A 26,943-nucleotide genomic window follows, 5' to 3' on the forward strand; every position below is an offset into this window, starting at 1 on the left:
GCTGATTTGTCAAAGCCGCATTCCATCTCGGCGGCCTCACGCCACGATCTCCTTCAGCACGCCCGAGCTGTCGCCATGCCGCTCGACGTTGACGCCGATGCCATGCAGCATCGTGAGCCATGCGTTGCACAGCGGCGTGTCTTTCGGTGTGACGATGTTGTGGCCGAGTTTGATGCCTGCACCGCCGCCGGTGAGGAGGGTGGGGCAGTTGTCGAGGCTGTGCTCGGTGCGCAGGTTGCTGCCGTAGGCGAGGGCGACGTGGTCGAAGAGCCGACTGCCGTCGGCTTCCTTCGTGGCTTTGAGTTTGTCGATGAGTCCGGCGAGGAGGTCGCTCTGCGCGAGGTCGCGCTGTTTGGAGGCCTCGAGCTTTTCGCCGAGGGTGCTGTGATAGTGGCTCATGTCGTGCGGCGCGACTTTGATGCCGATGCTGGTGAGCAGCGTGCTGACAGGCTGGCGGTAGGTGAGCACGCGGGTGCTGTCGGTCTGAATGGCCGCGAGGATGATGTCATACATGATCTTGATCTCCTCGCGTCCGGCGAGGCTGGACGATGGCTCGGCCAGCGGCGCTTTCGGCTGCGGCACGCCGATCCATTGCTCGTCCTTCGCGAGGCGCGTCTCGATGTCGCGGATGCCCTGGAAGTATTCGTCGAGCTTGGCGGTGTCGGTTTTGCCAAGACCACGCTGCATCGTTTTCGCATTCTCCATCACCGTGTCGAGCACGCTGCGCTTCTGCGCGAGCATGGCCTTCTGCTGTTCGATGGGCGTGGTGTCTTTGGAGAATAGACGGTGGTAGGCCGCCAACGGCCCTTTTTCTCCAGCAACGGGTTTTCCCGAGACGTTCCATGCCATGGAGAGTCCTGGTCCATGCCCGGAGGACTCGGCGTTTTCGCTACCATTGAGTTGAATGGAGGCGAAGCGCGTGTGGAGACCGAGCTGCGCGGCAGCAACTTGATCGGCGGAGATGCTGTTGTGCGAGTTCTGTCCCGGCTCGGCATAACGATTCGCGCCCGTGAGCCAGTAAGTGCTGCCCGCATGCCCCTCGTTGGAGTGTTTGTTCCAAAGCCCCTGCACGATGGAGAAGTCCGCCTTGTGACGAGCCAGCGGCTTGAGACCCTCCGGCAAAGTGTAGTCGGCACCGGGTTGTTTGATGTCAGGAAACCAAGTCTCCGTCGTGATCCCCCAGCCGAAGCCCAGGAAGATGAGACGCTTTGGCGGTGCCACCGGAGCCGCCGCCGAGGCAAAGCGACGAAAGCCGAGAGATTCAAGCGCTGGCAATGCGATGAGCGCGGTGCTGGACTGGAGAAAATGGCGGCGGGTTTTCATGGGAAGTGGAAGAGGGTATGTCCCGCAGATTATTCTTCTGAAGAGTTTCAACCTGTGGGTTTTCTGAATCTGCGGGAGAAATCGAAGATTTGGGCAGCTTTAAAGTGGGTGCAGATACAAATTTCAGATCTGCTTTGGATTTGCCGAAATGAAAGCTGATCCCCCAAGGCAGTCCAAGCAAACGCAGGTAGGTTTGGAGACAGGCACGATCTATTGCGGTGACTTCGTGACCCAGGGCAGTGACGGTGATGGCTGCTTGATTGTTGATGACAAAACAACGCAACGAAGTCGTGCCAACTTCCGGCACTGAAACAGCCGGATTCACTACGAAGGGAAGTTGCTCGGCTCGCAAAGCCGCGCTCAGCAGTCCTGTCCAGGTCGTTTCGCGATAGCCAAACGCGATGTCGGCAAGACATTGGTCGGCGATCCGAACCAGGCCCCTGGCAAGCTCCGGGTCCGTGACAAAGTTTGGAATCCTCACATCAGGAAAGACTCCCGTCTTTGACGTGTAGATCACGCGCTTCGGATACAGGCTGGGCTTGCCAAAGTCGATCAACAGGCCCGTACAAATGCGCCAGAACTTCGAATAACTTAGAAGCTGGGTGAAATGCTCAGGAGCAAATTCGCCACGAAGAGCTTTTAGTTCTGGGATCAGCCTTCTCTCAAAGACGAGGTCCGCCTCAAACGTGTCGGCGACAAACCCGCGATACATCAAATCACGCCGGGGTTTCGACAGGTGCTCAATGCCAGACTTGTTCAGCCGAGCGACCAAATCCTGATGATAAAACTCCTCCACCAAACCAGGACCCAGCGCGCGATGCGTCTCCATCGCTAGGCCAATGATTTGATGAGTGAAGGGGTCTTTGATCATTCTTTTGAAGTCCCACAGATTCAGAAAACCATTCTTCACTTCGTGTGAAATTCTTGGCTGCTGACCAGCGCGTGAATGAACTCGCGCACTGCGAGGCCTTTCTTGCCTGCTTGTTGAATCATATCGGCGACGAGCGGCTCATCGCGGAAGCCCAGGGGCCTGCCGAGCGCATATTCGACGAGCGCCTCGCTGAAGCCCTTGGCGAAGGCGTCGGACTTGCTGGCGATGATGTCGCGCATGCCGAAGTAGTCTTCAAACTTGGGGCCTTTGTGAAATTGAGCGGCGGCTTCGATGGTCCAGGTCTTCTTCGTTTTGGGGTCGGGCTTGCCGCTGGCGTTGATGGCCATGTAGCTGTCCTCGGTGCGCCACTGACCGGCGGCATCGAAGTTTTCCAGGCCGAAGCCGATGGGATCGATCTTGCGGTGGCAGCTCGCGCATTGCGCATCTTCCTGATGGGCGAGCAAGCGCTCGTGCGTGGTGAGCACCTTGCCCGCGAGTCGCGTGATCGCCGGCACATTGGCAGGCGCGGGCGGCGGTGGGTCGTGTAGGAGCTTGCGCAGCACCCAGGCACCGCGCTCGACGGGGCTGGTGTGCTCGCCGTTGCCGCCCATGAAGTGAATGGCCGCCATGCCGAGCAAACCACCGCGTGGCGAGTCTTTCGGCAGCGACACCTTTTCATAACCGTGCCCCTTCACTCCTGCGATGCCGTAGTAGCTGGCGAGCACGCGATTGATCACCACATAGTCGGACTTCAACAGGTCGCGCAGGCTCGCGTTGTGGCGCAGGACATGCTCGATGGTCTCGAAGACCTCGCCCTTGGCCGCGACCTTCGTGGCGGTGTCGAAACGCGGATACAGTGCGAGATTGGCCTCAAAAAAGTCGAAGCGGTCCATGCCGAGCCATTGATGAACGAAGGCTTTGGTGAATCCCTCCGCACGCGGATCATTCAGCAGCCGCTCCGTCTGCGCTGCGAGCACCTCGGGCTTCTGCAATTCGCCACGCTTGGCGAGATCGCGCAGCGCTGCGTCTGGTGGCGCGCTCCAGAGGAAATACGCGAGCCGTGTGGCGAGTTCCTCGCTGGTCAGCGGACGGCGTTTTTCATCCGCCGAGGGTTCAGCAAGGTAGATGAACATCGGCGACGCCAAGACAACCGACAGCGTTTCCTTCAGTGCCATGCCGGGCTTGTCGCCCGCTTTTCGACGGACCTCGTAGAGATTGAGCAGCCGATCAATGTAGCTCGCAGGCGGCGCTGTGCCGCGGAAGGCCTCCAAGGCAAAACGCTCCAGCGCGGCACGCAGTTCAGGCGTCGCGGGAACGGGTGATTTGTCATCCAGCGGAATGCCGAGCGCGGCGATGCCCGGTGGTTTGGGCTTCGCGGCATCTGGTTTGCGCTCCATCTCCATCCAGTCCACCCAAAGCGAGAACTCCGGCCCAATGCCGTTGCGCTTCAGCGCTTCGCCGCGTTTGCGCCCACCTTCTTCATTCGTGTCCCAGCTTCCTTTTTCGCGAATGAACAGCGTGCGGTTCTCACGCACGCCGTTGCCCCGCGTCATCGTCAGCGGAAACTCGATCACCTGCGGCGCGTCCAGTGTGCCAGTGACTTCGCAGGTGTTCGTGACGCGTGACGCGCGCGCGTTGATGCCGAAGTCCAGAAAGCGCCGCTCGGGAGGCGCGTCCTTGACCGCCGCCACACGCACGCGCACGACGTACTCGCCCACCGGCCAGTCAAACGGCACGAGAAACTCGATGTAGTTAAGATTGATCACCGACGGGTGCATGGTCTGCGTGCCGAGGTAAGCACCCGTGTCGAGCGCGGGTTGCTTGAGATAAGACTGATGATAAGGCAGCCATGAGGCGTTCAGCTCGGCATTGGCCAGGTCGGCATCGTTTTCGCCTTTCTTGTCGAAGCCAAAGGTGCGCGGATTGGGCGCGCTCGGGATCTTCGCCCACTCACGCCGGAGATTGGAATCGCCCGCTTTGGTTTCCAGCTTGAGCTTGGCGACGATGTCCTTGTTTTCAGGCCGCGCCACCGCCTCCTCCATCGCCTTCACCCACTTCTGCGCTCGTTCCCTCGCGTCGATTTGATACGCCACATACTTGGCCACCATCGGCGTCCATGCCTCCGCCTCGTAACGCTTCGTCTTCTCGACCGCAGCCGCCGCCTGCCTTTCAAACGCTTCATTCAATGCCTCGCGTCCCAGCGACTGGTATTGCTCAAACTGGTTGCCCGACATGAAAAGATTCGCCCCCACCGTGTCAAAACCGCCCGAGCTCGTGTCCGGCGGCAGCTCACTCACATCGATCTCCACGCCGAGCAATTCGTGCAGCGTGTTCCGGTATTCACGCCGGTTCAGCCGCCGCATCGTGATCACACCATTTTGATCTCCCAGGCTGCGTCGCGCCGCGACCATCACATTCGCCAGATCATCGAGGAAATCGGCCTTCGCCGCACCTTCGGGCTGTTTCTCATCCTCCGGCGGCATCTCGCCCGAGTTCAGTGAGTTCAGCACCTTCTGCCACTTCTCCGCCGTTTCGACATTCGTGATCGTGAACGGCAGATCATCCACGCGGAACTTCCCCTTCTGCTTCTCCGGCCCGTGACACGAAATGCAGTGCTCCTTGAATAAAGCACGATGCTTTTCCTGCATGGCGACGCGCGGCTCGCTTTCGACGGCATGGGCGGTCAGTTGTGCGAGGAGCAGAGCCGTGAAAATAGGGGTGAGACGCATGAGTGAAGACAGCAAGAGATGAGGGCTAGAAACGGCCACCGTCCACCATGAACTGCTGCGCGGTGCAGGCAGCGCCATCATCGGCAGCAAGAAAGAGGACCATTTGAGCAAACTCATCCGGCATGATGCGGCGTTTGATGGCCTGATCACGCATGGTGCCTTCCTCGCCTTCGGGCGACCACCATTTCGTGAGCTGGCGCTCCGTGGGCACCCAGCCGGGGAGCACGGTATTCACCCGCACGCCATGGGGACCAAAAGTGCGAGCCATGGTGCGCGTGATGCCTTCCACCGCCGATTTGGCGATGGCGTAGCCGGGAAAGAAGTCCTCCTGCATCATGTAGCTGCTGGAGCCGATGTTGATGACCGATCCATGCGCTGCGGTGATCATCTGCGGTGCCAGCGCCTGGATGGCGAAGAAGTAATGCCGTAAGTTGGTGTTGATGCGGTTGTCGAAATACTCCGGCGTCATGTCCTGCCAGTCGTGGCGGTCATCATTGGCCGCGTTGTTGACCAAAACGGTCACGCTGCCGAGATCACGAATCGCCGCAGCACAGGCCGCCTTCAGTGCTTCGATGTCGAGCAGATCCACCTCATAGAACAACGGCGCATGAGCCGCGCCCGCGTCGATGCAGCGTCGAATCGTGGCCTTGGCATACTCCACGTTTTTATCCACAAAGGCGACTCGGCTGCCCTGTCTGGCAAACTGTTCTACCAGAGCGCTTCCAATACCATCCGCGCCTCCAGTGATGAAGACGGTGCGATCAACGAGAGAAGGGTAGCAGGCGTATTGGGGAGTCATGGATAAGCGCTCAGTTCAGCAGCAGATGAAATACTCGCAGCGCCGTGCCGATGCCTTTCGGGTCGTGATCGGCGGCAATACGGACTTTGGCAGTGTGAGGGCCGGGTTTGAGTGTGTCATCGAGAATCAAGGCCCACGGCAGGTGCAGTCCCGCACTCCAGTGTGTGAAGGTTTCGAGCGAGCGAAATGCAGCGCCGTCGATGCTGAACTCGATGCGTCCCGCGTCCGGCCCAGCGGCGATAAAAAGTCCGCAGCCGGTGCCGGTGAAGCTGAACTCAAACTCGGCTCCAGGCTCCGTGCCGGCGAGCGCAGGCACGTTCACAAATCCGGCTCGTGTGCCTTTGCCGTCCGCAGGCTTCCACGCAGGCTCCAGCGTGAAGCCCTTGATGATCTTCGCGTCGGCGACGTTGCCGAAACGACCTTTGGCGTAGCTTTGCGCATCGACCATCGCTGGCATGACATGAGGTTTCGCGGCATCAGTCAGCGGTTTGGCAAAGGCAGCATCAAGCGTGCGAGCGATACTGTTGGCATAGAGCTGATGACCGAAGGCGGAGGGATGCAGGCCTTTGAAATCCTTGTCCCAGGTGAACTCGCCCGCGTCGATGCGATCCGTGACTTCGAGCGCGAGATTGAGCGACGCATTGCCATACGCCACGGCCACCTTCTCATGCTGCGCGATGGAGGCCGGCACCTTGCCCTTGTGATAGTCATCCATGTGCGGCGGCATGACAAAGTGCATCTGGATGATGTCCGTGAGAGGATTCGCCTCGCGGGCATGACGCACCACGCCCTCCATGCCACGCAGCATCTGCTCAGGATGATCGGGGATGTTCGAGCTGTCATTCACCGCCGCTTCGACAAAGAGCAGATCGACGGGGCCTTTCGACAACACATCGCGCTCCAGTCGAAACGCATGCGGCACGGAGCCCATCGAACCGATGCCCGCCGCGATGAACTCGAACTTCGTGTGCGGAAACTTCGCCTGGAAATACTTCATCACATGATCCCGCCAGCCACCGCCTGCGGTGATCGATCCGCCGAGGAAGGCGATGCGTCCGGTCTTCTCCTTCTCGAACTTCCGATGCGCATTCGCCAATCCACCGCGCAGCTCGAAGTAGTCATGTCCCTTCGGCAGCTTGGATGAATCATAGCGCGTGCCGGAGAGCTGTTGATCAAGCCACGGCGTGATTTTCTCCGCCCACTTCTGCCCATGCTCACGCAAACCGGGGCCGCTGAAGTGAACGCCGAGGCCTTTGCGCTCACGGAGTGGCCCCTTCAGCGCATCGCTGTCCGGTCCGAGCTGTGCGAGACCGTCTTTCCATAGGGAGGCCTGCGCGGCGCGGATGTCATCGCTGCCTTCATCGCCCGGCACATGGTAGCTGGCCTGCGCAACGAACCACGGAGCCTCAAAGCCGGTATCGCGACGTGAATCGCGGATGATTTTCTCCAGATACTCGCGGTAGAGCTTCCCGGCGAGCGTGCGTGTCGTGTCCTTCTGATTCGCATCGCTCTCGCCCTGATGCCAAAGCACCGCACGGAAGCCATTATGGCCCAGCGGCCTCATGCGGGCGATGAAGGCATCATACGCTACTCCATTGCTCGCCCACTGGCCATCTGGCAGTTTGGTGACGCGACTTTCAATCGTCGGCGGGTTCGGAAACGTCGTGCCTTTCGGCAACCACTCACGCACACTCGTCGCCCCGATCCCGCAGGCGACGAAGCCCACCGGCACGTCGAAGCGCTGCACCAGCGCATCGCCCAGCGCCGGCATGAAGCTGCCCATGCGACCACTCGCGCCCGGCTGCGGATCATCGGCGATCTGCCACTTCGTGCCATCAAAGGCCGCCACGTGTCGCGACTGCGTCGTTTGCTTCTCCTCGCCATGATTCGCCGAGTTTGACTGCCCCGCGACGACAAACACCTCGCCGATGCCCACATGCTCCACCACCGCCGTCGCGACCGCCTTGCCATCCAGCATCGCCCTCACCTCAAGCCGATGCCAACCACCCACCGGAGCCGTCACGCGTGCCGAAAAGTTCTCTTTTTCGATCTGCGTACTCAAAGCCTGCCACTTGCCCTTTGCGCCGATCTTGGCCTCAAACTTGGTCTTGCCTGCATCGAGCCCGCTTTGCGTTCCACGAATAAAAATCGTCCCCTCCGTGTTCGAATGCCGCTGGATCACCTGATGATCGAGTGGCGAGGTGAGGGTGATCTCCGCAGCAGCGGCGAGAACTGGCAGGACGAGGAGAAGACTGAGAAGTCGCATGGGAAAGGGGCAAGAAGGTCAAGTGGCGGTCAAGAGGTCAAGGCGGCCCATCTTGACGACTTCTTGACCAAGCGAAGCGCTTGACGGCACCGCCACGACCTTTGAGGCATAACCACAGTTTGGAAAGACGATGCTACTTCACATGCAGCACCCCGCGCATGATGATGCCGTGGCCGGGGAAGCTGCAGACGAAGGGATAATCGCCTGCGGCGGGGAGGGTGAACTCCAGCACCTCCTCTTTGCCCATGTCCAGCAGCTTGGTGTGGTGCAAAACGTCATCGCCGGGTGGGATGAAGCCTTTTTCGAAGCCGGCGGCGCCCATGACGATGGCGGCGTTCATGACGGCGTCGGCTTTGCCGGGCTTGGTGACGAGGAGATTGTGCGGCATCACATCGGTGTTGGCGAAGGTGAGCTTGATCTTCTTCCCGGTCTTCACGTTGAGCTCCTTCACGTCATACATGAGGCGCTCGCGGATGGTGGCGATGCGGATGGTGGTCAGATCGGCGGTGTCGCTGAGGATGCCGGACTTCTGGGCTTTCTCCTCGGCTTCTCCGGCGATGACGCCGCCTTTGGTGCTGGCTTCGACGTTGAACCAAAGTTGCTGCACGACGTTGGCGGCGTTGCGGGCGTGGAGTTCGGGTGAGGTTTGCAGTTTGGTGAGCAGCGCGGTGTCGCGGACGTTGTGCTGCTGGTGGAGCCAGAGGGCTTCGAGAAGGTGATGCGCATCTTCCTTCTTCGTGGAGTCGAATTGCTTCATCCATTCCTTCGTGGCGGCAATGACCTCGGCGGTGGGGCGCTCGCTGAGTTCGACGCGGGTGCGATGGCGCACGCCATCGGCGGGATGCTTCAAGTTTCCGAGCAAGGCGGGAACGGGCTGGCCATCGATGGCGACGGGCTTCTGCAAGTCGCGGCCTTTGGCGGTCATGCGGTAGATGCGGCCGTGTTTGTGGTCGCGATTTGGATCGCGGACGTTGTGCTGCATGTGGCCGATGATGACGTTGTGCCAGTCGGCGATATAAAGGGCACCATCTTCGCCGAAGATGGCATCGCTGGGGCGGAAGTTTTTGTCGCCGCTCATGAGCAGGCCGCGGGATTTGTCCTCGGTGACGCTGCCGTCGGCCTGCGTGACTTTGACGGTGAGTTCGGCACCGGCGGGCTCGCCCCAGACGGTGGCTTTGTCGCCATCGCGAGCGAGATCGTAGTGCTTGATGCCGAGGAAGCCGATGACGTTGCAGATGAGGAAGTCGCCCTGCATGTCTTCGGGGAAGTGGGTGCTGCTGACGACTTCGCTCGCGGTGACGGGGCGCACTTCCTTCTTCAAAAGCTCATACATTTTGAAGCCGTTGCCCTCGGGGCGCACTTGGTAAGCGCGGCCGCCAGTGCCGTCGGTGGCGTAATGATAGCCCCAGGTGTCGAAGGCGATGCCGTGCGGGTTTGGCGAGTTGTCGGCGTGCTTCGCGATGGTGAAGCGGCGCGGATCGAAGCGATACATGGCGCTGGTGCCGGTCTGAAGCGACGGACCCCACGGATGCTCGTGATTGTGCACCATAAAGACGCCGCTCTGCCAGTAGATGCCGCCATCGGGGCCCATGACGAGGTTGTTCGCGCCGTGATGCGTGTCGGCGAAATCGACGCCTTGCAGCATGATGGTGCGCACGTCGGCCACATCGTCGCCATCGGTGTCTTTGAGGAAGATGATGTCGGGGGCGCAGGTGACGATGACGCCGCCATTCCAGAACTCAAAGCCGAGCGGATTCTGCACGCGGGCAAACTCGGTGATGCGATCCGCTTTGCCGTCTTTGTTGTCGTCGTGGCAGATGACGAGGGCGTCCTTCATCTCTTTGAGAGGCTCCCACATCGGGTAGGTGTGCCACACGGCGGCCCAGAGGCGGCCTTTGGTATCGACCTGCATTTGCACGGGATTCACGAGCTGCGGGAACTGTGCTTCATCGGCAAACAGGCTCACTTCAAAGCGCGGATCAAAGGCCATGTGCTTGATCGCGTCCTGACCGCTGATGTATTCCGTGCGGCCTTCCTTCATGGCGCTCGATGACTTCGATTTGCCACCGACATTGGAAATCACCGGCACGGGTGGCGGCACGTTGCTGTCATCGACTTCGAGGTCGCCGCCTTTGGATCGCGCCCACACTTTGGCATCGCGATTGCCGGTCATGACATCAAGCATCGTCAGCTCATGCTGGAGCACCACGGCGTTGGTTTGGCCATCCGTGAAGGCGAGCGTCGAGCGGCCACCCCACACGTCATTGCCATCGCGGGCACGGTAGCGGGCGTTCCAATGCACGTCCTTCTCCATCACGGCCTCTCGCAGTTCTTCGAGCGACGCGGACGCGGTCACTTCCTTGCCAAGCAAAGCCTTCGCGATGACTTCGGCGAGCTGGCGATTGCCCTCGGCGCTGAGATGCACGCCATTGATCGTCAGCGGCTCCTTGGCGGCTTTGAAAAGATCGAGCGAGGGGTGGAAGAGATCGACAAAGCCCACGCCCGCTTCCTTCGCGGCGGCCTCGGTGGCCTTCGTGTAGGCTTCGAGCTGCGGATTGTGCTCCGCACCGCTCGGGACGTTCGGGTTTTTCGTGTCCTCATGCGCAATGGGGCTGAAGAGCACGATGCGCGGGAAGGTTTTGCCGTTGGGCTTTGTGCCGCGCACATACTTCACGAAATCCACGAGCTGCTTTTTGAAGTCGTCCGGCTTGTTCTCGAAGGACTCGTTGTAGCCGAAGAAGGCGAACACGACATCCGGCTTCACATGACGCAGGTAATCCGTCATGTGCATGTGCCCGCCGCTGCGGGGGAAGGAGTTCGGGCGGTCTCCGCTGGCGCTCATGTTGCGGAAGCGCACGTTCTGCTCTGGCAGGGCGCTTTGCAGTACCGTCTCCATCCAGCCATCGTGCTGCATGCGGTCAGGAAGGCCATTGCCGAGGATCGCGACAGTGTCGCCTTTGCTGAAAGCGAAGGGCAGCGTGTCTTTGTAGTCGGCGGGCACCTCGACGAGCGCTGGCTCTGGAACCGCCGGTTTGCCTCCACCGCCGCTACTGCCCTTCACCGCCGGTTTACCCGGTTTTCCATCAAAGGTGAGGTAGGCCAGTTTGCCGCCGCCTTTGACATCAATCGTCAGCGCTTCCGGTCCTGCGATGTTTTTGACCTCAAACACCGCTTTGCGGCCGTCATCGAGCAATTGCAGCGTGAAGTCGCCCAAACGATCCGAGAAGCTCGCGCGGCTCCAAAGCGAAATCGTGTCCACTTCCTGCGCCGTGCCCAAATCCACCTCCCACCACGGATTCGGCTGATTTTCCTTCGTATGCGTCATGCCCTTGCCCCAAGCCGGGCTCTTGTCGCCATCCAGCGCCCGGCTCGCATCGCCACCATTCGTCGTCGTCGATTGCGTGGCCTTGCCGCCTTTCGCGATGTTCTTGCCGCCGCTCATCACCTCGATTTCCGCGATTTGCAGGCAGCGTTTGTCACCGGGAATCTCAATGCGCACATAACGCGCCGGTTTGCCTGTGGCGACCGAAGGTTTGGCCGAAGCATCTGCTTTAGCAGCCTGCTTCTCGGCTTTCTTTTCTTCCTTCTTCGTCGGCTTCGCGTCTGGATTCTTCGTGTTGTTGTTCGCCGGGATCGGACTCGCAAAGCCTGCATACATCTCCGACTTGATACCGCGAGCATACGCACCACCGCCAAAGGTGTTGGGTTTCGCCGCACCGACGAAGGCGATGTTCATGTCTGCCTTGATCTTATTTTCCAACCCAAGCGACCAGAAGATGCCGTTCACGAGCAGGCGACGATAACCTTCGTTCGTGATGTCTTCCGAAGTGCCATACAGCGACGTGAACACGCGGCCTTCCTTGCCGGAGGCGGATTTGTAGCTGCGCGTCCACTCGCTGGGCATCGGTGGCTTCGTGGTGTCAGCAGGTGAATCGGGCGTCATGCCGTTCAGCGGCTGCGCCATCGTCAAAATCTCGCCGGAGGTCGGTTTGCCGACGTAACCGCCCGCCTGTACCCAAACGTCCTTCACGCCGCGCAGAATGGGATGCGAGGCCTTGTCCGGCACGATAGCGATGCGCGTGCTCTGCTTGTGATTCGTGCCGTAGTGCCCCACCCACGTCTGCCCAAGCACCTGATGGCCGAAGCCGGACTCGTAACCCGCGACCTTGGCGTTGTAGTCATACTTGGCGTAAGGCTCAGGCGTGCCTTTGAAGGCATGTGTGGCCGTGCGCAGGCCAATGACGGGACCACCGCGATTCAGGTAAGCATCCAGATGCTTCATCTGCTCCGGCGGCAATCCTTGGAAACGCAGAAACACCACGGCGAGATCGGCGGAGTCGAGAGCCTCCATGCCGGGAATGTTCTGCGGCTCACCAGCGGCGATGTTGCCATCCGGGTCGATGTCAAAGAGCACCGTGCATTTGAAGCCATGATGCTTCGCCAAAATGCGCGCGATAGCTGGCAGCGTTTCTTCAGAGCGATATTCATGATCTCCCGCCAAAAAGACGATGTGCTTGCCCTTGCCCGGCCCTTCCGTGCCTTCAAAGATGAGCGGTGCGGCGCTGGTGAGCGAAACGAGGGTGAACAGGACGAGGAGGATGTGTTTCATGAGGTTGGGAGGCTTCTAAGTCGGAGAATGGACGCGTGATATTGCGGATCACTTCGCGAGGGCAGTGATCTCGGCATCACCGAGAGCACGATCCCACAGCGCGAACTCGTCCATCGCACCGCTGAGGTGACGGATGGCGACGCCACCGGTGCGGCGGTCGTTCCAGTTGCCGAGCTCGGCGATGCCGATTTTGAGCGGTGAGGCGTCTTGGAGTGGCAGGCGGGCCAGCAGGCTGCCGTTGACGTAATGGCGGACTTCTTTGGCCGTGGGATCAAAGACGACGGCGAGGTGCATCCAGCGGCCAAATCGTTCCGGCGTGAAGAAAACCGGCGTGTCATAATCAGCGTGCCGCTTGCCATGCGAACCAGCCACGCCGAGGCGGATTTTACCTTCGCGGGTGATTTGCCAGTGGGTTTTACGGTCACCCCAGCCTTCAGACATGAAGATGGAGTTCAAGGAGCGGTCGAGTCCGTTCACACGCAGCCACACGCCCATCGTGAGTGCCTTGGTCTCGCCTGCGATGCTGATGCGCACACGGTCGCTGACGTTGCGAAATTCGAGCGCGCGCTTGCCGGGCCAGCGTCCCATCGTCCATGCGGCGCCGACGATGCTGCCGTCCTCGCCTGCTTTTGCGTGATTGCGCAGCGAGCGGGCGGTCTCGTCGTCTTGAAAGTCGAAATGGAGCTTCAAACTCGGATCGGCGTTCAGTATGGCGCTTTGCGCCTGCCAGCGCTCAAACTGCGAGCGATCCGACAACGCGGTGCGGGCGTTGATTTCATTGAGCGAGGCAAAGCTCGATGCATTTGCCGCGAGGAGTTGTGATTCGGCCGCGAAGGTCATCGCCTGGCCTTCTTTGAGCGATTTCATCGACTCGGCGGCCTTGTGCAGCTCGACCTCGCCTTTGAAGACATGGACCTCGGAGCCTGCGTCGCTGACATCAAGGCCGAACTCGGTGCCGAGATCGACGATGGTGCCTTTGGGCGTGTTGATGCGGAAGCCTTTGGCCTGCGGCGGCACGTTGGCGCTGAGTTTGCCGCGGGTGCAGGTGGCCTCGCCGCTGGAGATGAGTTGCAGTTCGGCGGGCCCTTCGATCAACACGCGAGCGCCTTGGTAAAACTCGATCTGCGCGATGCCGGACTTCCATTTGAGCAGCCCCGGCGAAAGCGGCGTGCCCGGTGTGATGGCGGCGGATTCCCATTCGAGATTCACGCCGCGTGTGAGCACGGCGACGGAGGCAGTGGTCTCTTCCACGTCCGATTTCAGCCACGGCAGCACGATCCACGTGCCCAGCAGTGTGACGCAGGCCGCCAGCGCGGCCACACTGGTGACGGTGGCGAAGGTGAAACGGCGTTTCGGCAGCAAGGCGGGCCGGATGATGTTATTCGCGGCCAAAGGCTTCGTGGCGCGGAGCATCGCGTCCATCTCGAAGTGCTGGATCAACTTTTCGCCGAGTTCTGGCTGGGCTTTGAGCAATTCATGCAACTCCTCCGCCTCGGCATCGCTGAGCGTGCCTTCGAGGTAATGCTGAATCAAGGTGTCTGAATCAAGCATGCGTGTGGCCTCCCTGGTTCATGGATTGCTGGATGCACTCGCGCAGCTTTTCGCGCACGCGTGAAAGCGCCCGGCAGACTGTGTCCGCCTTCATGTTGATCTGCTCCGCGATCTCCGGCGTGCCGACTTCGTTGTAATAATAGAGTTCCACCAGTTCGCGGCTTTTCTCCGGCAGCTTTTGCAGGCAGGAGCGCAGCACGCCGATCTCGTCCTCGTAGCGTGGTGGCTTCTCACGCTCATCCGCCAGCAATCGAATGTGATCCGCCAGCTTTTGCACCACCTCCGGCTGCTGCCGCGTGCGCTCACGCCACAGCCGCATGGCGATGTGGCGCGTCATCGTGGCCAGCAGCGGCCGTGCGTCGTTGCTGAGATCCCATTTCGACTCCTTCGCCATGAATTCGAGAAACACCTGCTGCGTGATGTCGTCCATGAGGCCCGGCCAGGGGGCATATTTCAGCGCCACGCCCTTCACAAAGTCGTGATGGGAGAGAAAAATCTGGGCTGCGTGAGTATCGGCAGTGTTCATGCGTTGCCATTAACCCAAGCGAGGAAGGAAAACCGGACAAGAAATCGTCCCGAAAAATCAAGAAGCCGGGTCTTTAACCACACCGCATGCGCAATTGGCTCCCTTGGCTGCGTACTTTGCCATCATGCTCCGCCGCTGCCTCTCCTCACTTGTCTTTGCTTCGCTTCGCTCACCCCTTCGGGGCAGCCCTTGGCTGGCTGTCTCGCTTTGCTCGGCTCTGCTTCCGTCATTCGCCAGTGCGGCGAACGCCGCGCCCCTCGATTACGACCGCGACATCCGTCCCTTCCTCAAAGAGAACTGCATCGCCTGCCATAACAAGACCACGACCAAAGGCGGTCTCAACATGGAGACGCCGGAGCTGATGGCGAAGGGCGGTGAGACTGACAAGGGCATCATCCCAGGCAAGGGGGCTGACAGCATCATGTTTCAGGCTGCCGCGCACACCTGGGACTCCGAAATGCCGCCAAAGGGCAACAAGGTCGGCGCGGTGAACCTCACCACCGAGCAGCTCGCGCTTTTCAAAGCATGGATCGACCAAGGTGCGAAGGCCTCGCCTAAAAGAGAAGTCATCATCTCATGGGAGCCGCTGCCGTCCGGCTTGCAGACCATCTACGCCATCGCCGCCACACCGCAGGGCGACTTCGCCGCCGCCGCACGCGCGAACCAGATCAGCATCTACCATCTGCCCACGCACAGCCTTGTCACCAAGCTCACCGACGAGACCCTGCTCAAATCCGGCCTCTACAAGCAGCCCGGCGTCGCACATCGCGACATGGTGCAATCTCTCGCCTTCAGCCCGGATGGCACACGGCTCGCCACGGGCAGCTTTCGAGAGGTGAAGCTGTGGAAACGCGAAACGAAGACCGTTGCCGCCCCGGTGCCGACGCATCCGAAGTTCACCGCCGTCCAGGAGGCCGACAACACGATCAAGCTCACCGAAACTGCTGGCGGCAAGCTCATCGCCCACATCAAGACTGACCTCACGGTCGAGCAGGCTCTCGCTCAGCGCAGCCTAGCAGCCACGCGGGCCAGTTTGGAAGTCACCTATCAAAACGAGGCCATCAAGAAGGCCGAGACCGATGCCACCGAGCAGACGAATCGCTTGAAGAAAGCCAATGAACTCGCTGATCTCGCCAAGAAAGCGCTCGAAGAGAAAAAGAAGGACATCAAGCCCAAGGAAGACGCCAAAGTAGCCGCCGAGAAGGCCGCGAAGGAAATCGGTGCTCAATTCGCCATGGCATCGTCAGGCAAGCCGGATGATGCGCTGGCCAAAAAGCACGCCGAAGCTCAAGCCCTGGCTGCCAAGGCCGCCCTCGACCTCAAACTCGCCCAGACAGCCCTCACACGCGCCGAGGCAGTCATCACCGCCGCTACCAACGAAGCCAAACTCATCACCGAAAGCCAGAAGCAGCCCCAGCCAGCTCCCGCTGAGCTCGCCGAACAGAATAATCGCTTGAAGGAGCAGGTGGATCGCTTGAGGAAGGCTAGCGATCTCGGCGAGCTCGTCATACTCGCGAAGCCGGCGCTCGAAGAGAGAAGGAAGGCCGTCAAGCCCAAGGAAGACGCCAAAGCTGCCGCTGACAAAGCCGCGAAGGAAGTCGCCGATCAAGTTGCCAAGGTATCGACCGGCAAACCAGATGATGCTTTGATCAAACAGAACACCGAAGCTCAGGACAAAGCCACCAAGGCCGCCAGTGACTTCAAGCTCGCGCAAGAAGCCCTCACCCGCGCCGAAGCTGCCATCACCGACACGGCCAATGAAATCAAACTCGTCACTGAAAACGAGAAGAAGTCCAAGCAGAACGTCGTCGATGCCAAAGCACGTCTCGAAGTCGTGAAGAAGGAACTCGAGAAGGCGAACGCGGATCGCGACCTCATTGCCAAAACGCTTACGACCGGCCTCAAGAAGGCCAAGGCACTCCAGTTCTCCGCCAACGGCTTCGAACTCATCGCCACCTTTGATGCTGGCCCCGCGCTTGCCTGGAGCACCGTGAACGGCAAGCCCATCGCGCCCGGCAGCAGCAGCACCACCTGGGTTCTTGAACGCAGCTTCGGCACTGGCGACGGCAAATCACTCATCACCGACCGCGCCAACAGCATCGCCTTCAGCCCTGATGGCAAAACGCTCGCCATCGGCAGCGGAGAGCCTTCCCGCAGCGGCGACATCACGCTGTGGGATGTTGCCACTGGCACGCTCACCAAGACTTATGCCGAGCGTCATCTCGACAGCATCTTCGCGCTCGATTTTTCCCCCGATGGCAAGCTCCTCGCCTCCGGCGGAGCCGACAAGGCCGTGCGCATCACTGATTTGAGCACCGGCAAAGTGGTGAAGGTCTTTGAAGGCCACACGCATCATGTGCTGGGCGTTTCCTGGCGTGCGGATGGCCGCCTGCTCGCCAGCAGTGGTGCGGACAACGTCGTCAAAATCTGGGACTGGACCACCGGAGATCGCCGCAAAAACGTCGATGGCTGGGACAAAGAAGTCACCGGTATCCGTTACCTCGGCGCTGCCGACCAGATCGCCACCAGCGCCGGTGACACCAAACTGCGCCTCATCACCAGCGACGGCGGCGAAGTGAAACAACTCCCCGGCTCCACCGCTTTCCTCCAGGCCCTCGCCACCAATCAAGCCGGCGATCTCATCCTCGGCGGCGATCAAGACGGCACCGTGAGAGCGTGGGATGTGACCTCCGCGAAAGTCGTGGCCGAGTTCAAGCCGTGAGACAGTTTCTTTCACTTCTCCTCGTCACCTCGGTCTTCGCTGAGCTCACGCCCGCCGAGCGTGAGTTGATGCAGCAACTCGGCTCCGACACACCGGAGCCTATTTTGCTCTGGCCCGGCAAACCGCCACAGTTTCTCGAAAACGCCGCGCCTGAGGTCATCGCGGAAAATCAGCGCATCCGCAGCGTCTCGGTGCCGACGATCACACCGTATCTGCCGCCGAAGGAAAAGCACAACGGCATGGCCATCGTCGTGTGCGCGGGCGGCGGTTATGGCGGGCATGATTGGAAGACACATGTCGTGTATGCCGCGCAGGTCTTCAATCCCATGGGCATCGCCGTTATCGGCCTCAAATATCGCACGCGTCCGCCGCATCTCCTGCCGAACGAAGGCATTCAGGCGCTCACCTTGCTCGATGCGAAACGCGCCATGCGCCTCGTGCGTCATCACGCTTCCGAGTGGGGCATCGATCCCGCCAAAGTCGGCGTCGTGGGTTACTCCGCTGGCGCGAACCTCGCGATGAATCTCGCCGCGAACTTCGATCTCGGTGATCCGCAGGCCACCGATCCCATCGAGTGCCTCAGCAGCCGTCCTGACTTCGCGGTAGGACTCGGGACGTGGCATTGGCGGAAGCCGGAGAACCCCTTCGTCTTCAAGGCGAACTCGCCGCCCGTCTATCTCGCCCACGCCACGACCGACAAGCCCGTCGAGATCGCCACGAACATCATCGCCGACTTGAAGAAGCTCGGCGTCCCCGCCCGCCTCGATCTCCACGAAGAAGGCGGCCACGGCGTCGGCAACCTCATCCCCCAACGCGTGAAAAACGGCTTCCCCGGCGCACAATGGCCGAAGCTGCTCGTCGAGTGGCTGGAAAGCCTGGGGAAGAAGCCTTGAAGGCAGCGGCCTTGATCAGGCAAGCACGAGGTGGGTACGGATTCCAGGCTCGACAGGTCGCGCCGTCAGCATAGACTGCCCGTATGCCAGCCACACTTGATGCTATCTCCAGTCAGGTCTTCATTCTCCCCGCCGAGCAGCGCATGCGTCTGGCACTCGCTTTGATGGAGAGTGTGGAGACTGACAACATGGCCTCTGCGAATGAGGCTTGGTCAGACGAAATTTCCCGCCGGATCGCAGCCTTCGACACTGGAGAGACCAGGACCGTTCCAGCCGTGGATGTTTTCCGCAAGCTCCGCGAGATTGCTCCAGATCGATGAACCTCGTTCTTGAGTTTCTTCCCGAGGCCGAGGCGGAAGCACAGTGCGTCACCGGCGATTACGAGGCCAAGGTTCCTGGACTCGGGGCGCGGTTCCGGCACGAACTGGAGGATGCTTGCTCGGCGATTGTTCAGCACCCGCTGCTTTGGCGGCTAAGGGAAGGCGGCTGGCGTCGAGTGAACCTGCCCGGCTTCCCCTACTACATCGCGTTCATTATTCGTGATGAGAGGGTGATTGTCGTGGCCGTTGCCCACCACGCCCGACAGCCTGACTACTGGAAGAACCGGTGGCCGTGAGGGGGGCAAGGAAAGGCGCTTTTGAAGCGCCTCCGGGCGGTTGCAAACCGCCCCTCCTTGAGGGAAAGCGCACCGCGAGAGTTCAACATGGCGCGAGAGGCTTCCCAGGGGAACTCTTGCCCGTCTGAATCTCTGGTGGTGTTCCTCATCCCCGCCCGCGAATGGGCCGCAGGGGCTCGTCGAGTGGCTGGAACGCCAAGGGAGGATACTCGGAAGGCAGCGGCCTCAATCAGGCAAGCACGAGGTCATGCGGTGGCAAAACCACAAAACATGTGAGTGAATCTGATCCTTTACAGGTTTAGAGGGGTCTTAAAGCAACAGACATACATTTCCGTCAATGACCTCCGCAACGATCAAACTCTTCCTGCCTCGTGGGGATGCAAAGAGCCTCCGAACTGCCGAAATCTCTAACTGGACGGGAAAGGCAGTTGCAGCGCCACGAACCGAACTGGACGATCTCCTCGCCCGCGAGGAGTTGGGCAAAGCCGAGGTCTATATCCTCATCGGCACCGATCCGCTCGCTAACGCACCCAGAGCATACGTGGGCGAAGCTGAGGTGATTCGTGACCGGATCAAACAGCACAAAACCAAAGAGTTTTGGGTTTCGGCGATAGTCTTTGTGAGCAAGGACGAGAATCTGACCAAGGCTCATGTCCGTTATCTTGAGCAACGTCTTCTCGTCGAAGCTGCTGCGGTGAACAGATTTACGCTCGAACAGAATCAGGCAGGTGGATCCAAGCTTCCAGAATCAGACCGTGAGGATATGGAGGTATTCTTCTCCCGCATCCGCCAGCTCCTTCCCGTTCTTGGGTGTGACATCATCACGCCTATTGCCCAGCCTGCAGCAAAACCCCAACCCGGTGGTGTCCTCTACTGCCGAATGAAGGATGCTGAGGCGCGAGGACAGCGGACAGCGAATGGCTTTGTAGTCTTCCAAGGTTCGACTGCCAGTTTGGAAGACCGGCCATCGACTGAAAAGTATCCCAATGTCCTGGCTCACCGGAAACAACTCGTTGTGAATGGCACGCTAATCGAGAAAAGCGGCCTTTTCGTCTTCACGAAGGATGTCGAGTTTACCAGTCCGTCCGCAGCAGCAGTTGTAATTCACGGTGGAAGCGCGAACGGACTCACTGCCTGGAAAACCAAGGATGGCAGATCACTCAAGCAATTGGACGAGCAATGATGATCTCCAAAGCAGAGGTGGCTGCGAATCGCGGTAGAGCTTGGTATGGAACATACGGTGCATCTACTCACATAAAGACCAAACCTTCCTGAGCGCTGCGGGAGAAGACCGCTCCACCAACCGCGTTCATGTCCCACCCATGAAGCTCTTTCTTGCGCTCTTCCTCTCCCTCTCCGCTGCAACCGCTGCTGACCTCAAGTTGCTCGATGCGGGCAAGTCGGACTACCAGATCGTCGTGCCGGACAAGCTGGAGACGCAGGCGCTGACGGATGGGCTCGCGCAGACGGCGCGGCTGCTGCAAACGGCGTTTCTGGCGAATGGCGCGGAGGTCGCGGTCGTGACGGAGAGTCAGCGAGATGCAGCGAAACCGGCGTTGATGCTCGGGAACACGCAGTTTGCGCAAAAGAACGGCATCGATGTGACGAAGCTGCGGGATTGGAGCTTTGCGCATCGCGTGATCGGGCGGGACATCGTGATCGCGGGGCATGATCATCCGTCGAAGGCACCGACGGACAATAAGCGCCGTCCAAACTGGGATCGCGTGGGCACGGCGAAGGCGGTGGTGGATTTTGCGCGGCAGTTCATGGGCGTGCGTTTTTTGTATCCTGATCTGCCGGGCTACACGCCGGTGAGCGGCGCGGCGAAGATCGACCTGCTCGCATCGCCCGCGATCGAGTTTTTGCCGATGCAGACGATCACGGTGCCGGAGTCGCTGAATGTGACGACCACGCCGCTGCTGCGGGTGAACACGGCGCATCCGGCGGGCGCGTCGTTTTATGATCTCGCGCACAATCGCTTCCCGCGCGTGGACGAGCAGTTCGGCGGTCACACGTGGGAGCGGGCGGTGCCGGCGGAGTTGTTTGCGGAGCACCCGGAATACTTCGCGATGATCAGCGGCTCGCGATTGAAGCCGGAGGGCGGCAAGGCGCAGTATTGCCTGTCGAATCCCGACGTGCAGGAGCGCATCTACCGCGATCTCGCGGGCTTCTTCGACAAAGGCTACGACAGCGTCGATCTCGGCCAGCCAGACGGTTTTCGCGAGTGCCAGTGCGAGAAGTGCGACACGCTCCACGGCACCGGCAAAGACTGGTCGGAGAAGATCTGGATCTTCCACCGCGATGTCGCGCGGCGTTTGGAGAAGTCGCATCCAGGCAAGCAGGTGACGATGATGAGCTACATCCTCACCGCCGCGCCGCCGAAGACCTTCAAAGCTTTCCCCGCGAACACCTGCATCATGCTCACCGGCACGAACGAGGAAGACATCGCCCCGTGGCGCGGCATCGACGTGCCACGCGGCTTCACCGGCTACGTCTATAACTGGTGCCCGAACCTCGGCACGCGCTACACGCCGATGCGCACGCCGGGCTACATCGAGCTGCAGGTGCAAAGGCTCGCCGCGAACCGCATCCAGTCGCTCTACCGCGACGGCCCCGGCCAGCTCTTCGGACTCGAAGGCCCCGTCTATTACACCATGGGCCGCATGTTTGATGATCCGGCGAACAACCACGCCAAAGACCTCGTCCCCGAGTTCTGCGAGGCCGCGTTTCAAAACAAAAGCATCGCCTTCTACATGCGCGCCTTTTATGACGAACTCTACAATGCCATCGCGCTCTACTCCGACCACCTCGGCACGCGCAACGACGTGTGGACTTTCAAACCGCTGCCCACCGACGCCCGCGGACGCAAAACGGTGCAGGACCCGTTTCAGCTCATCGCCTTCCTCTACACGCCGCGCCTGCTCGCCGCGATGGAGGGTCACCTCGCGCAGTCCGAAAAGCTAGCCACCACACCGAAAGTGAAGACACGCCTCGCGCTCGTGCGCACGGAGTTCGATTACTTGAAGCACTTCGCGAAGGTCGTGCATCTGCATCAAGCCTATCAAATGCTGCCGGATACCGGCTCGCTGCATCGCCTGCTCGATGCCATCGACGCCCGCAATGCCTTGATCGCCACGCTTTATATCAAAGGTCATCAAAAGGAGTGGAACCACATCCTCTTCCCCTTCCCCGGCCACGACGCGAAGCACCTGCAACTCGCCCACGACGGCTACCAGGAGCCGTATGCCAACACCTGCTTCAACTGGGACACTAAGGCCATGCGCAACGCCCCGCCCATCGGCCTCAAAAAGCTCACCATCGCCAAAAAGACCGCCAAACTCACGCTCGACAGCCCCGAGTGGCAAAACGTCCCCGCGCACGAACTCACGCTCCTCCCGCCGCTGCACACGCTGCCGCGTAAAACCACGCTGCGCCTCCTTTACGATGAAAACGCCCTCCATCTCCGCGCCGAAGCCGAACTCGGCGATGAAACGACCTTCACCGCCTTCAACCGCGACCGCGTCCTCACCAACCAAGAAGCGCTCGACGTGTATCTCGCCCCCAATCCCGCCCAACCGCTCTTTTATCGCCTCACCCAAGGCGCGAATGCCGCATCGAAATACGACGCCCTCAACGGCCGCATCACCGACGTGATGGACCCCCGCCACGGCAAAGACGACCCCACATGGAACGGCAACTGGACCAGCGAAACCCGTGTCGATGCCAAAGCGAAACGCTGGCATGCATACATCGTGATTCCCTTCAAAACTCTCGGTGTCGAAGCCCCCACGAAAGGCATCACCTGGAAAGCCAACTTCGGCCGCAACCACGCCCTGCCCCGCGAAGTCATCGACCGCGCGATTTGGTCCTCCTCCCTCACCAGCACCCGCATGGAAGACGCGACCGTGATGGGCGAGATCGTGTTTGAGTAGGCATCGTGAAGCGAATCTGCTTTTGAGTCCTTGGTGACAGAAAGGAAGGTGATGGTTGCTCGTTTGCTTGCAGCCACCATGAACATACACTCCCTCCGAATTCTCCCCGTCCTCGCCGCCACACTTGTCGCGCCAGTCTTGGCCAGCGCCGAAATCGCCGTGAAGAGCGGCGAGAAGATCGCCTTCCTCGGTGATTCGATCACCCATGGCGGTTGGAGCAATCCGGCGGGTTATGTGCGGCTCGTGATCGCGGGATTGGAAGCGAATGGGATCAAGGCGGAACCGGTTCCAGCGGGGATAAGCGGGCACAAGTCGGATCAAATGCTCGCCCGGCTCAACAAGGACGTGCTGAGCAAGAAGCCGCAGTGGATGACGCTGAGCTGCGGCGTGAATGATGTGTGGCACGGCCCTCGCGGCGTGCCGCTCGATGATGTGATGGCGAAAAGTGGCACCTACGATGAGAAGGTCGCCACACGCGGCACTTACCAGAAGAACATCACCGCCATCATCGATCAGGCGACAGCCGCAGGCGTGAAGCCGGTGATGCTGACGGCGACAGTGATTCATGAGAATCTCGCGAGCAAAGAGAACGGCCTGCTTGCGCCCTACAACGATTTCCTCCGCAAGCTCGCCAAGGAGAAGAATGTGCCGATGGCCGATCTGTACGCGATGTTTGAGGAGCGCATCAAGGCGGAGAACAAGCCGAACGTGAAAGTGCTCACCAGCGACGGCGTGCACATGAATGCCGAAGGCAACAAGCTCATGGCCGTCGGCGTGCTGAAGGCTTTCGGACTCAATGAAGCCGAACTCGACAAAGCCAAAGCCTCCTGGCCTGCGCTCGAAGTGGCTGCCGCGGAGTTTGCGAAAAAGCAGGCCGAAGCACGTGCCAAAGCGGCTGCGGAAAAGGCCAAATCGAACCCCAAGAAGTAACGATCATGATTTCCCCACGTGCCGGCCTGTTTGCGGCCTTTTTGGCTTCCATTGGCTCTTTGGCCGCAGCGGATGATATCAACTGGCTCGTGAACTACGACGCCAAATCGCTGCCCGCCGGGTCGTGGACGACGACCGGCACACCGAAAGCCACAATCGAGGCTGATGGGCTGCATCTTGCCGATGATGACAAGGAGTTCGCGAACTTCCGCGCTGCGTGGAAGGCGGGCGCGGATGAGGAGATCATCGTCGAAGTCACGGTGAAGGTCGTTGGCACCACGGGCGCTGTGAAGGGCAAAACATCCGCCTCCGTCTGGCCGTGGCGCGATGGCGCGCCGGTGTCCGTGCTCGTGAGCGATGGCAAGCATCAGGAAGGGCTCGTGCTGTTCGCGAATCAAGCCGCGAGTCATACAGACCGCTTCATCCCGATGGATACAACGAATCGTTTTCACACCTATCGGCTCGTTATTCGCGGCACGGACATGGGCATGTGGGTGGACGGCGAGCGCAAAGTGGAGGGCCAGGGGGCCTTCTGGAAACTTGCGGAATCGCCGGAGGCCTTCATCCAGTTCGGGTCGAGCGCCAAAACGGCCACAGGCAGTGCGATCTGGCAGTCGGTGAAGCTGGGTGTGCGCAAAGCGGCAGCGCCTTTGCCATCATCACCGTTGAAGATCACCGTGAGCGAGCCGTGGGAGATCAAGCGCGACGACATCCGCCAGACGCGGCCTTATCTCTATGACATGGGCCAGGGCCTGCTGCTCATGAGTGTCGCCCAAGGCCCGGATGCCTTCTACGAGCCCTATGGCCTGCTCAAATCGACCGATGCGGGCAAAACATGGACGCCGATCCCCGGACTCGACAAGCTCGACACCACGCCGCTGCCATGCCTGCGTCGGCCGGATGGCAGCATCCTCGCCGTGTCCCGCTGGACACGCACACAACCGGATGGACGTGTGGTTGGTAAAACCGTGCATCTCAACGCGGATGCGACGAGCTTTGAGATGATCGACAACGAGCTCAAACTGCCGAAAGAGTTCACCAATGAGGCCAAGAGCGACCAAATCATCTGCGAGCGCCACATCTGGAACGATGACGACGGTGGTGTGACGATGGTGCTGTGGAGCCGCAAGGGCGTGAAGCTGCCCGATGGCCGCAACAACACCGTGCGCATGTCCCACCTCATGCGCAGCACCGACGAAGGCAAAACGTGGACCCACTTCAGCACCATCGGTCCCGGCGGTGAACCCGCCGTCTGCCGCCTCAGCGCCACGGAGCAAACCGCCGTCATCCGCGGCGACCGCAACTCGCGCATGAAGCAGATGTTTTCCCACGATGGCGGCAAAACGTGGACGCCGCCTGTCGAACTCGAAGTCGGCAAGGTGCTGCCCGATCTCGTGCTCATGAGCAACGGCGTGCTCGCCTGTGCCTACGGCCGTCCGGCGAGCTGCCTCATGTTCAGCCTCGACGGTGGCAAGACGTGGCCTTCCCATCATGTCATCTCCGAACGCGTTGGCTTCAACTACACCAGCATCCGCGAAATCAGCCCCGGCAAGCTGCTCTACATCCACGATGCTCCAAAGGTGAACGGCGTGATGGTGGAGGTGGAGCGGGTGAAGTGACTACTTCGTTGGAGGTGGAGGATCACCCGGCAGCCAGATGTGGCGTTTGCGCAGGCCGGGGGATTCTTCGTCGCGGTGGAGGAACTGTTTCACATCGGGCACCTGCCAGAAGGATTGATGCTCGGCAGGTGATCCGGGAACTTTGACGAACGAAAGGTCATCAATGCGTGTGATGACGGGCGCATCGCGTTGTCCCTGACGACACCACGGATTTAACCAAGCGACGGCGATGACTTCGCTGCTGCGTAGTGGCTCGTGACGGGTGAAGCGGTCTCGCATCGCGCCTTGGCCGTAGATGCAGGTGAAATCGGCGGTGGGGAGCACCTGGTTCGACCACTCGCCGGGCTTGAGGTAGCGCCGCGTCTGGTAGATGGCGAAGTCGAGATCGGTACGCGTGGCGATGCTACGGTGGGTGAGGTTGTAGTCGAAGCCAGGGCCGCCTTTGGCCCGCAATTCGGCGGAGGTCGCGAGGGACTGCCATGGGAAGGGTTTGCCGGTGGGTGCGACGAACACTAGGAAGTCGAGAGGCACGATCTCACCAGCGCCGACAAGTGTGTTGCGCTGCTCCGGCGCATCCACGTTGAGCGTTACCGTGATGGCATTGGCATCAGCGGCACTGCTCGTGCGCACGCCGGTGCAATGCACCTCCTCGGCGGTGCGGCCACGGCTTTCGAGTGACTTGCGGCCATCGAGACCCGTGTCGATCACGGTGAGCTGCATAGGCTCAAAGCGCAGCGGCTTGGTGCGCTTCCAGGATTCGTCGAACCACTCCGCCTCAGCGGCGGCCATGTAGAGATTGAAGGCTTGATCGTGCTTGCCGTTCTCGAAGTCGGTGATGGTCTTCACAGGCTTGATCTGATCGGGCGAAAAGGTGGCAAAGGGTTTCCCTTCGCCGAGCGCCACCACTTCGATGTGGTCGATGAGACATTCGCCGAGCGAGTCTGGTGCGAGAAACACGCCCACATGCTCCTGCGCCCAGCGGTTGTAGTAATTGCGCGGCGCATCGGTGCTGAAGCCGGAGCGGCGGTAATTGCGCCAGGTGGGATGATTGAACTGGCAGACGACCTCGATCCACTCGGGCTTTGCCATCGCACGGATGGTTTGCGGCTCGGTGAAGACGTCACTGTTGCCGTAATAGGCCGTCGGACCGCCGATGTAGATCGAGACCTGACCAGTCAGCACCTTCACGCGGATACGCAGGGCATCGGCCTCGGGCGGAAAGTAGGGTGCGAGGCGGAGAAACGATCCGGCACCACTCGCAAATGCCTGCGGATCGCTGACACGAACGCGCAATGCTTTGCCACCTCCTTCAGAAACGACCTCGATGCTGCTCCATGCACGTGCTCGCTGTCGAAAGTCTTCACTCCAGCGATGCGATTCGAGAAAGCCTTTCTGAAATGGCCCCGGTGGCGCGCTGGCGAAATCCTCGATCACTCCGACAACCACTGTTTCTGCCGCAGGCAGCATCGACGGTCCACATGCGAGCCATGCGGCAAAGAGAAGGTGTCGTGTCATCGAAGTCATGGGGTGGTTTTAATCGCTGGGCATGTCTGATGT

17 protein-coding genes are annotated in these 26,943 nt (G+C 60.4%); 8 read left to right on the forward strand and 9 right to left on the reverse strand.

Annotation, left to right across the window (positions count from 1 at the left end; genetic code table 11):
• Positions 1 to 36: 36 nt before the first annotated feature.
• The 8 genes from U1A53_RS09245 to U1A53_RS09280 all read right to left on the reverse strand — a co-directional run bounded on the left by U1A53_RS09245 (position 37) and on the right by U1A53_RS09280 (position 14,674).
• The gene (locus tag U1A53_RS09245; protein WP_322280374.1) at positions 37 to 1,323 is read right to left on the reverse strand and encodes a DUF1552 domain-containing protein; all 1,287 of its coding nucleotides are present in this window, start codon (positions 1,321 to 1,323) and stop codon (positions 37 to 39) included.
• Positions 1,262 to 2,194 (reverse strand): GxxExxY protein, encoded by a 933-nt coding sequence (locus U1A53_RS09250; RefSeq protein ID WP_322280375.1) that lies wholly within the window; start codon positions 2,192 to 2,194, stop codon positions 1,262 to 1,264. Before U1A53_RS09250 ends, U1A53_RS09245 begins: the two co-directional genes overlap by 62 nt.
• 35 nt (positions 2,195 to 2,229) lie before the next feature.
• Positions 2,230 to 4,923, reverse strand: coding sequence for a DUF1592 domain-containing protein (locus U1A53_RS09255; protein ID WP_322280376.1), 2,694 nt, complete (start codon positions 4,921 to 4,923; stop codon positions 2,230 to 2,232).
• A gap of 25 nt (positions 4,924 to 4,948) precedes the next feature.
• A complete protein-coding gene (locus U1A53_RS09260) occupies positions 4,949 to 5,722 on the reverse strand; it encodes an SDR family oxidoreductase (protein ID WP_322280377.1) in 774 nt (257 codons plus the stop codon).
• 10 nt (positions 5,723 to 5,732) lie between these two features.
• Entirely contained in the window at positions 5,733 to 7,988 is a 2,256-nt protein-coding gene (locus tag U1A53_RS09265) for a sialate O-acetylesterase (RefSeq protein ID WP_322280378.1), read from the reverse strand.
• A gap of 133 nt (positions 7,989 to 8,121) precedes the next feature.
• On the reverse strand, positions 8,122 to 12,597 hold the full coding sequence (locus tag U1A53_RS09270) for a PVC-type heme-binding CxxCH protein (protein WP_322280379.1): 4,476 nt from the start codon (positions 12,595 to 12,597) through the stop codon (positions 8,122 to 8,124).
• Positions 12,598 to 12,645: 48 nt separating this feature from the next.
• On the reverse strand, positions 12,646 to 14,148 hold the full coding sequence (locus tag U1A53_RS09275) for a LamG-like jellyroll fold domain-containing protein (protein WP_322280380.1): 1,503 nt from the start codon (positions 14,146 to 14,148) through the stop codon (positions 12,646 to 12,648).
• Entirely contained in the window at positions 14,141 to 14,674 is a 534-nt protein-coding gene (locus tag U1A53_RS09280) for a sigma-70 family RNA polymerase sigma factor (protein ID WP_322280381.1), read from the reverse strand. The genes U1A53_RS09275 and U1A53_RS09280 overlap by 8 nt, the downstream gene beginning before the upstream one ends.
• Before the next feature lie 124 nt (positions 14,675 to 14,798).
• Here U1A53_RS09280 and U1A53_RS09285 point away from each other — a divergent pair, with 124 nt between their 5' ends.
• The 8 genes from U1A53_RS09285 to U1A53_RS09320 all read left to right on the forward strand — a co-directional run bounded on the left by U1A53_RS09285 (position 14,799) and on the right by U1A53_RS09320 (position 25,386).
• A complete protein-coding gene (locus U1A53_RS09285) occupies positions 14,799 to 17,396 on the forward strand; it encodes a c-type cytochrome domain-containing protein (RefSeq protein WP_322280382.1) in 2,598 nt (865 codons plus the stop codon).
• Complete coding sequence (locus tag U1A53_RS09290; protein WP_322280383.1) at positions 17,393 to 18,289, forward strand: alpha/beta hydrolase; 897 nt, start codon at positions 17,393 to 17,395, stop codon at positions 18,287 to 18,289. The genes U1A53_RS09285 and U1A53_RS09290 overlap by 4 nt, the downstream gene beginning before the upstream one ends.
• Positions 18,290 to 18,372: 83 nt before the next feature.
• Positions 18,373 to 18,609 (forward strand): addiction module protein, encoded by a 237-nt coding sequence (locus tag U1A53_RS09295; RefSeq protein ID WP_322280384.1) that lies wholly within the window; start codon positions 18,373 to 18,375, stop codon positions 18,607 to 18,609.
• Complete coding sequence (locus U1A53_RS09300; protein WP_322280385.1) at positions 18,606 to 18,905, forward strand: type II toxin-antitoxin system RelE/ParE family toxin; 300 nt, start codon at positions 18,606 to 18,608, stop codon at positions 18,903 to 18,905. Before U1A53_RS09295 ends, U1A53_RS09300 begins: the two co-directional genes overlap by 4 nt.
• Before the next feature lie 337 nt (positions 18,906 to 19,242).
• A complete protein-coding gene (locus tag U1A53_RS09305) occupies positions 19,243 to 20,088 on the forward strand; it encodes a GIY-YIG nuclease family protein (protein ID WP_322280386.1) in 846 nt (281 codons plus the stop codon).
• Between the two features lie 139 nt (positions 20,089 to 20,227).
• Positions 20,228 to 22,837, forward strand: a complete 2,610-nt coding sequence (locus U1A53_RS09310) for a DUF4838 domain-containing protein (RefSeq protein WP_322280387.1) — start codon at positions 20,228 to 20,230, stop codon at positions 22,835 to 22,837.
• A gap of 78 nt (positions 22,838 to 22,915) precedes the next feature.
• Complete coding sequence (locus tag U1A53_RS09315) at positions 22,916 to 23,767, forward strand: GDSL-type esterase/lipase family protein (RefSeq protein WP_322280388.1); 852 nt, start codon at positions 22,916 to 22,918, stop codon at positions 23,765 to 23,767.
• Between the two features lie 5 nt (positions 23,768 to 23,772).
• Positions 23,773 to 25,386, forward strand: a complete 1,614-nt coding sequence (locus U1A53_RS09320; protein ID WP_322280389.1) for a sialidase family protein — start codon at positions 23,773 to 23,775, stop codon at positions 25,384 to 25,386.
• On the opposite strand, the gene U1A53_RS09325 is transcribed toward U1A53_RS09320, so the two are convergent.
• Complete coding sequence (locus U1A53_RS09325) at positions 25,387 to 26,901, reverse strand: hypothetical protein (protein ID WP_322280390.1); 1,515 nt, start codon at positions 26,899 to 26,901, stop codon at positions 25,387 to 25,389.
• Positions 26,902 to 26,943 lie beyond the last annotated feature (42 nt).

Source organism: Prosthecobacter sp., assembly GCF_034366625.1.
Lineage (GTDB): Bacteria > Verrucomicrobiota > Verrucomicrobiia > Verrucomicrobiales > Verrucomicrobiaceae > Prosthecobacter.

Excerpts from the sequence above, each read along its gene's own strand:
- U1A53_RS09245 (WP_322280374.1), bottom strand. The coding sequence starts at position 1,323 with ATGAAAACCCGCCGCCATTTTCTCCAGTCCAGCACCGCGCTCATCGCA.
- U1A53_RS09250 (WP_322280375.1), bottom strand. The coding sequence starts at position 2,194 with ATGATCAAAGACCCCTTCACTCATCAAATCATTGGCCTAGCGATGGAG.
- U1A53_RS09255 (WP_322280376.1), bottom strand. The coding sequence starts at position 4,923 with ATGCGTCTCACCCCTATTTTCACGGCTCTGCTCCTCGCACAACTGACC.
- U1A53_RS09260 (WP_322280377.1), bottom strand. The coding sequence starts at position 5,722 with ATGACTCCCCAATACGCCTGCTACCCTTCTCTCGTTGATCGCACCGTC.
- U1A53_RS09265 (WP_322280378.1), bottom strand. The coding sequence starts at position 7,988 with ATGCGACTTCTCAGTCTTCTCCTCGTCCTGCCAGTTCTCGCCGCTGCT.
- U1A53_RS09270 (WP_322280379.1), bottom strand. The coding sequence starts at position 12,597 with ATGAAACACATCCTCCTCGTCCTGTTCACCCTCGTTTCGCTCACCAGC.
- U1A53_RS09275 (WP_322280380.1), bottom strand. The coding sequence starts at position 14,148 with ATGCTTGATTCAGACACCTTGATTCAGCATTACCTCGAAGGCACGCTC.
- U1A53_RS09280 (WP_322280381.1), bottom strand. The coding sequence starts at position 14,674 with ATGAACACTGCCGATACTCACGCAGCCCAGATTTTTCTCTCCCATCAC.
- U1A53_RS09285 (WP_322280382.1), top strand. The coding sequence starts at position 14,799 with ATGCTCCGCCGCTGCCTCTCCTCACTTGTCTTTGCTTCGCTTCGCTCA.
- U1A53_RS09295 (WP_322280384.1), top strand. The coding sequence starts at position 18,373 with ATGCCAGCCACACTTGATGCTATCTCCAGTCAGGTCTTCATTCTCCCC.
- U1A53_RS09300 (WP_322280385.1), top strand. The coding sequence starts at position 18,606 with ATGAACCTCGTTCTTGAGTTTCTTCCCGAGGCCGAGGCGGAAGCACAG.
- U1A53_RS09305 (WP_322280386.1), top strand. The coding sequence starts at position 19,243 with ATGACCTCCGCAACGATCAAACTCTTCCTGCCTCGTGGGGATGCAAAG.
- U1A53_RS09310 (WP_322280387.1), top strand. The coding sequence starts at position 20,228 with ATGAAGCTCTTTCTTGCGCTCTTCCTCTCCCTCTCCGCTGCAACCGCT.
- U1A53_RS09315 (WP_322280388.1), top strand. The coding sequence starts at position 22,916 with ATGAACATACACTCCCTCCGAATTCTCCCCGTCCTCGCCGCCACACTT.
- U1A53_RS09320 (WP_322280389.1), top strand. The coding sequence starts at position 23,773 with ATGATTTCCCCACGTGCCGGCCTGTTTGCGGCCTTTTTGGCTTCCATT.
- U1A53_RS09325 (WP_322280390.1), bottom strand. The coding sequence starts at position 26,901 with ATGACACGACACCTTCTCTTTGCCGCATGGCTCGCATGTGGACCGTCG.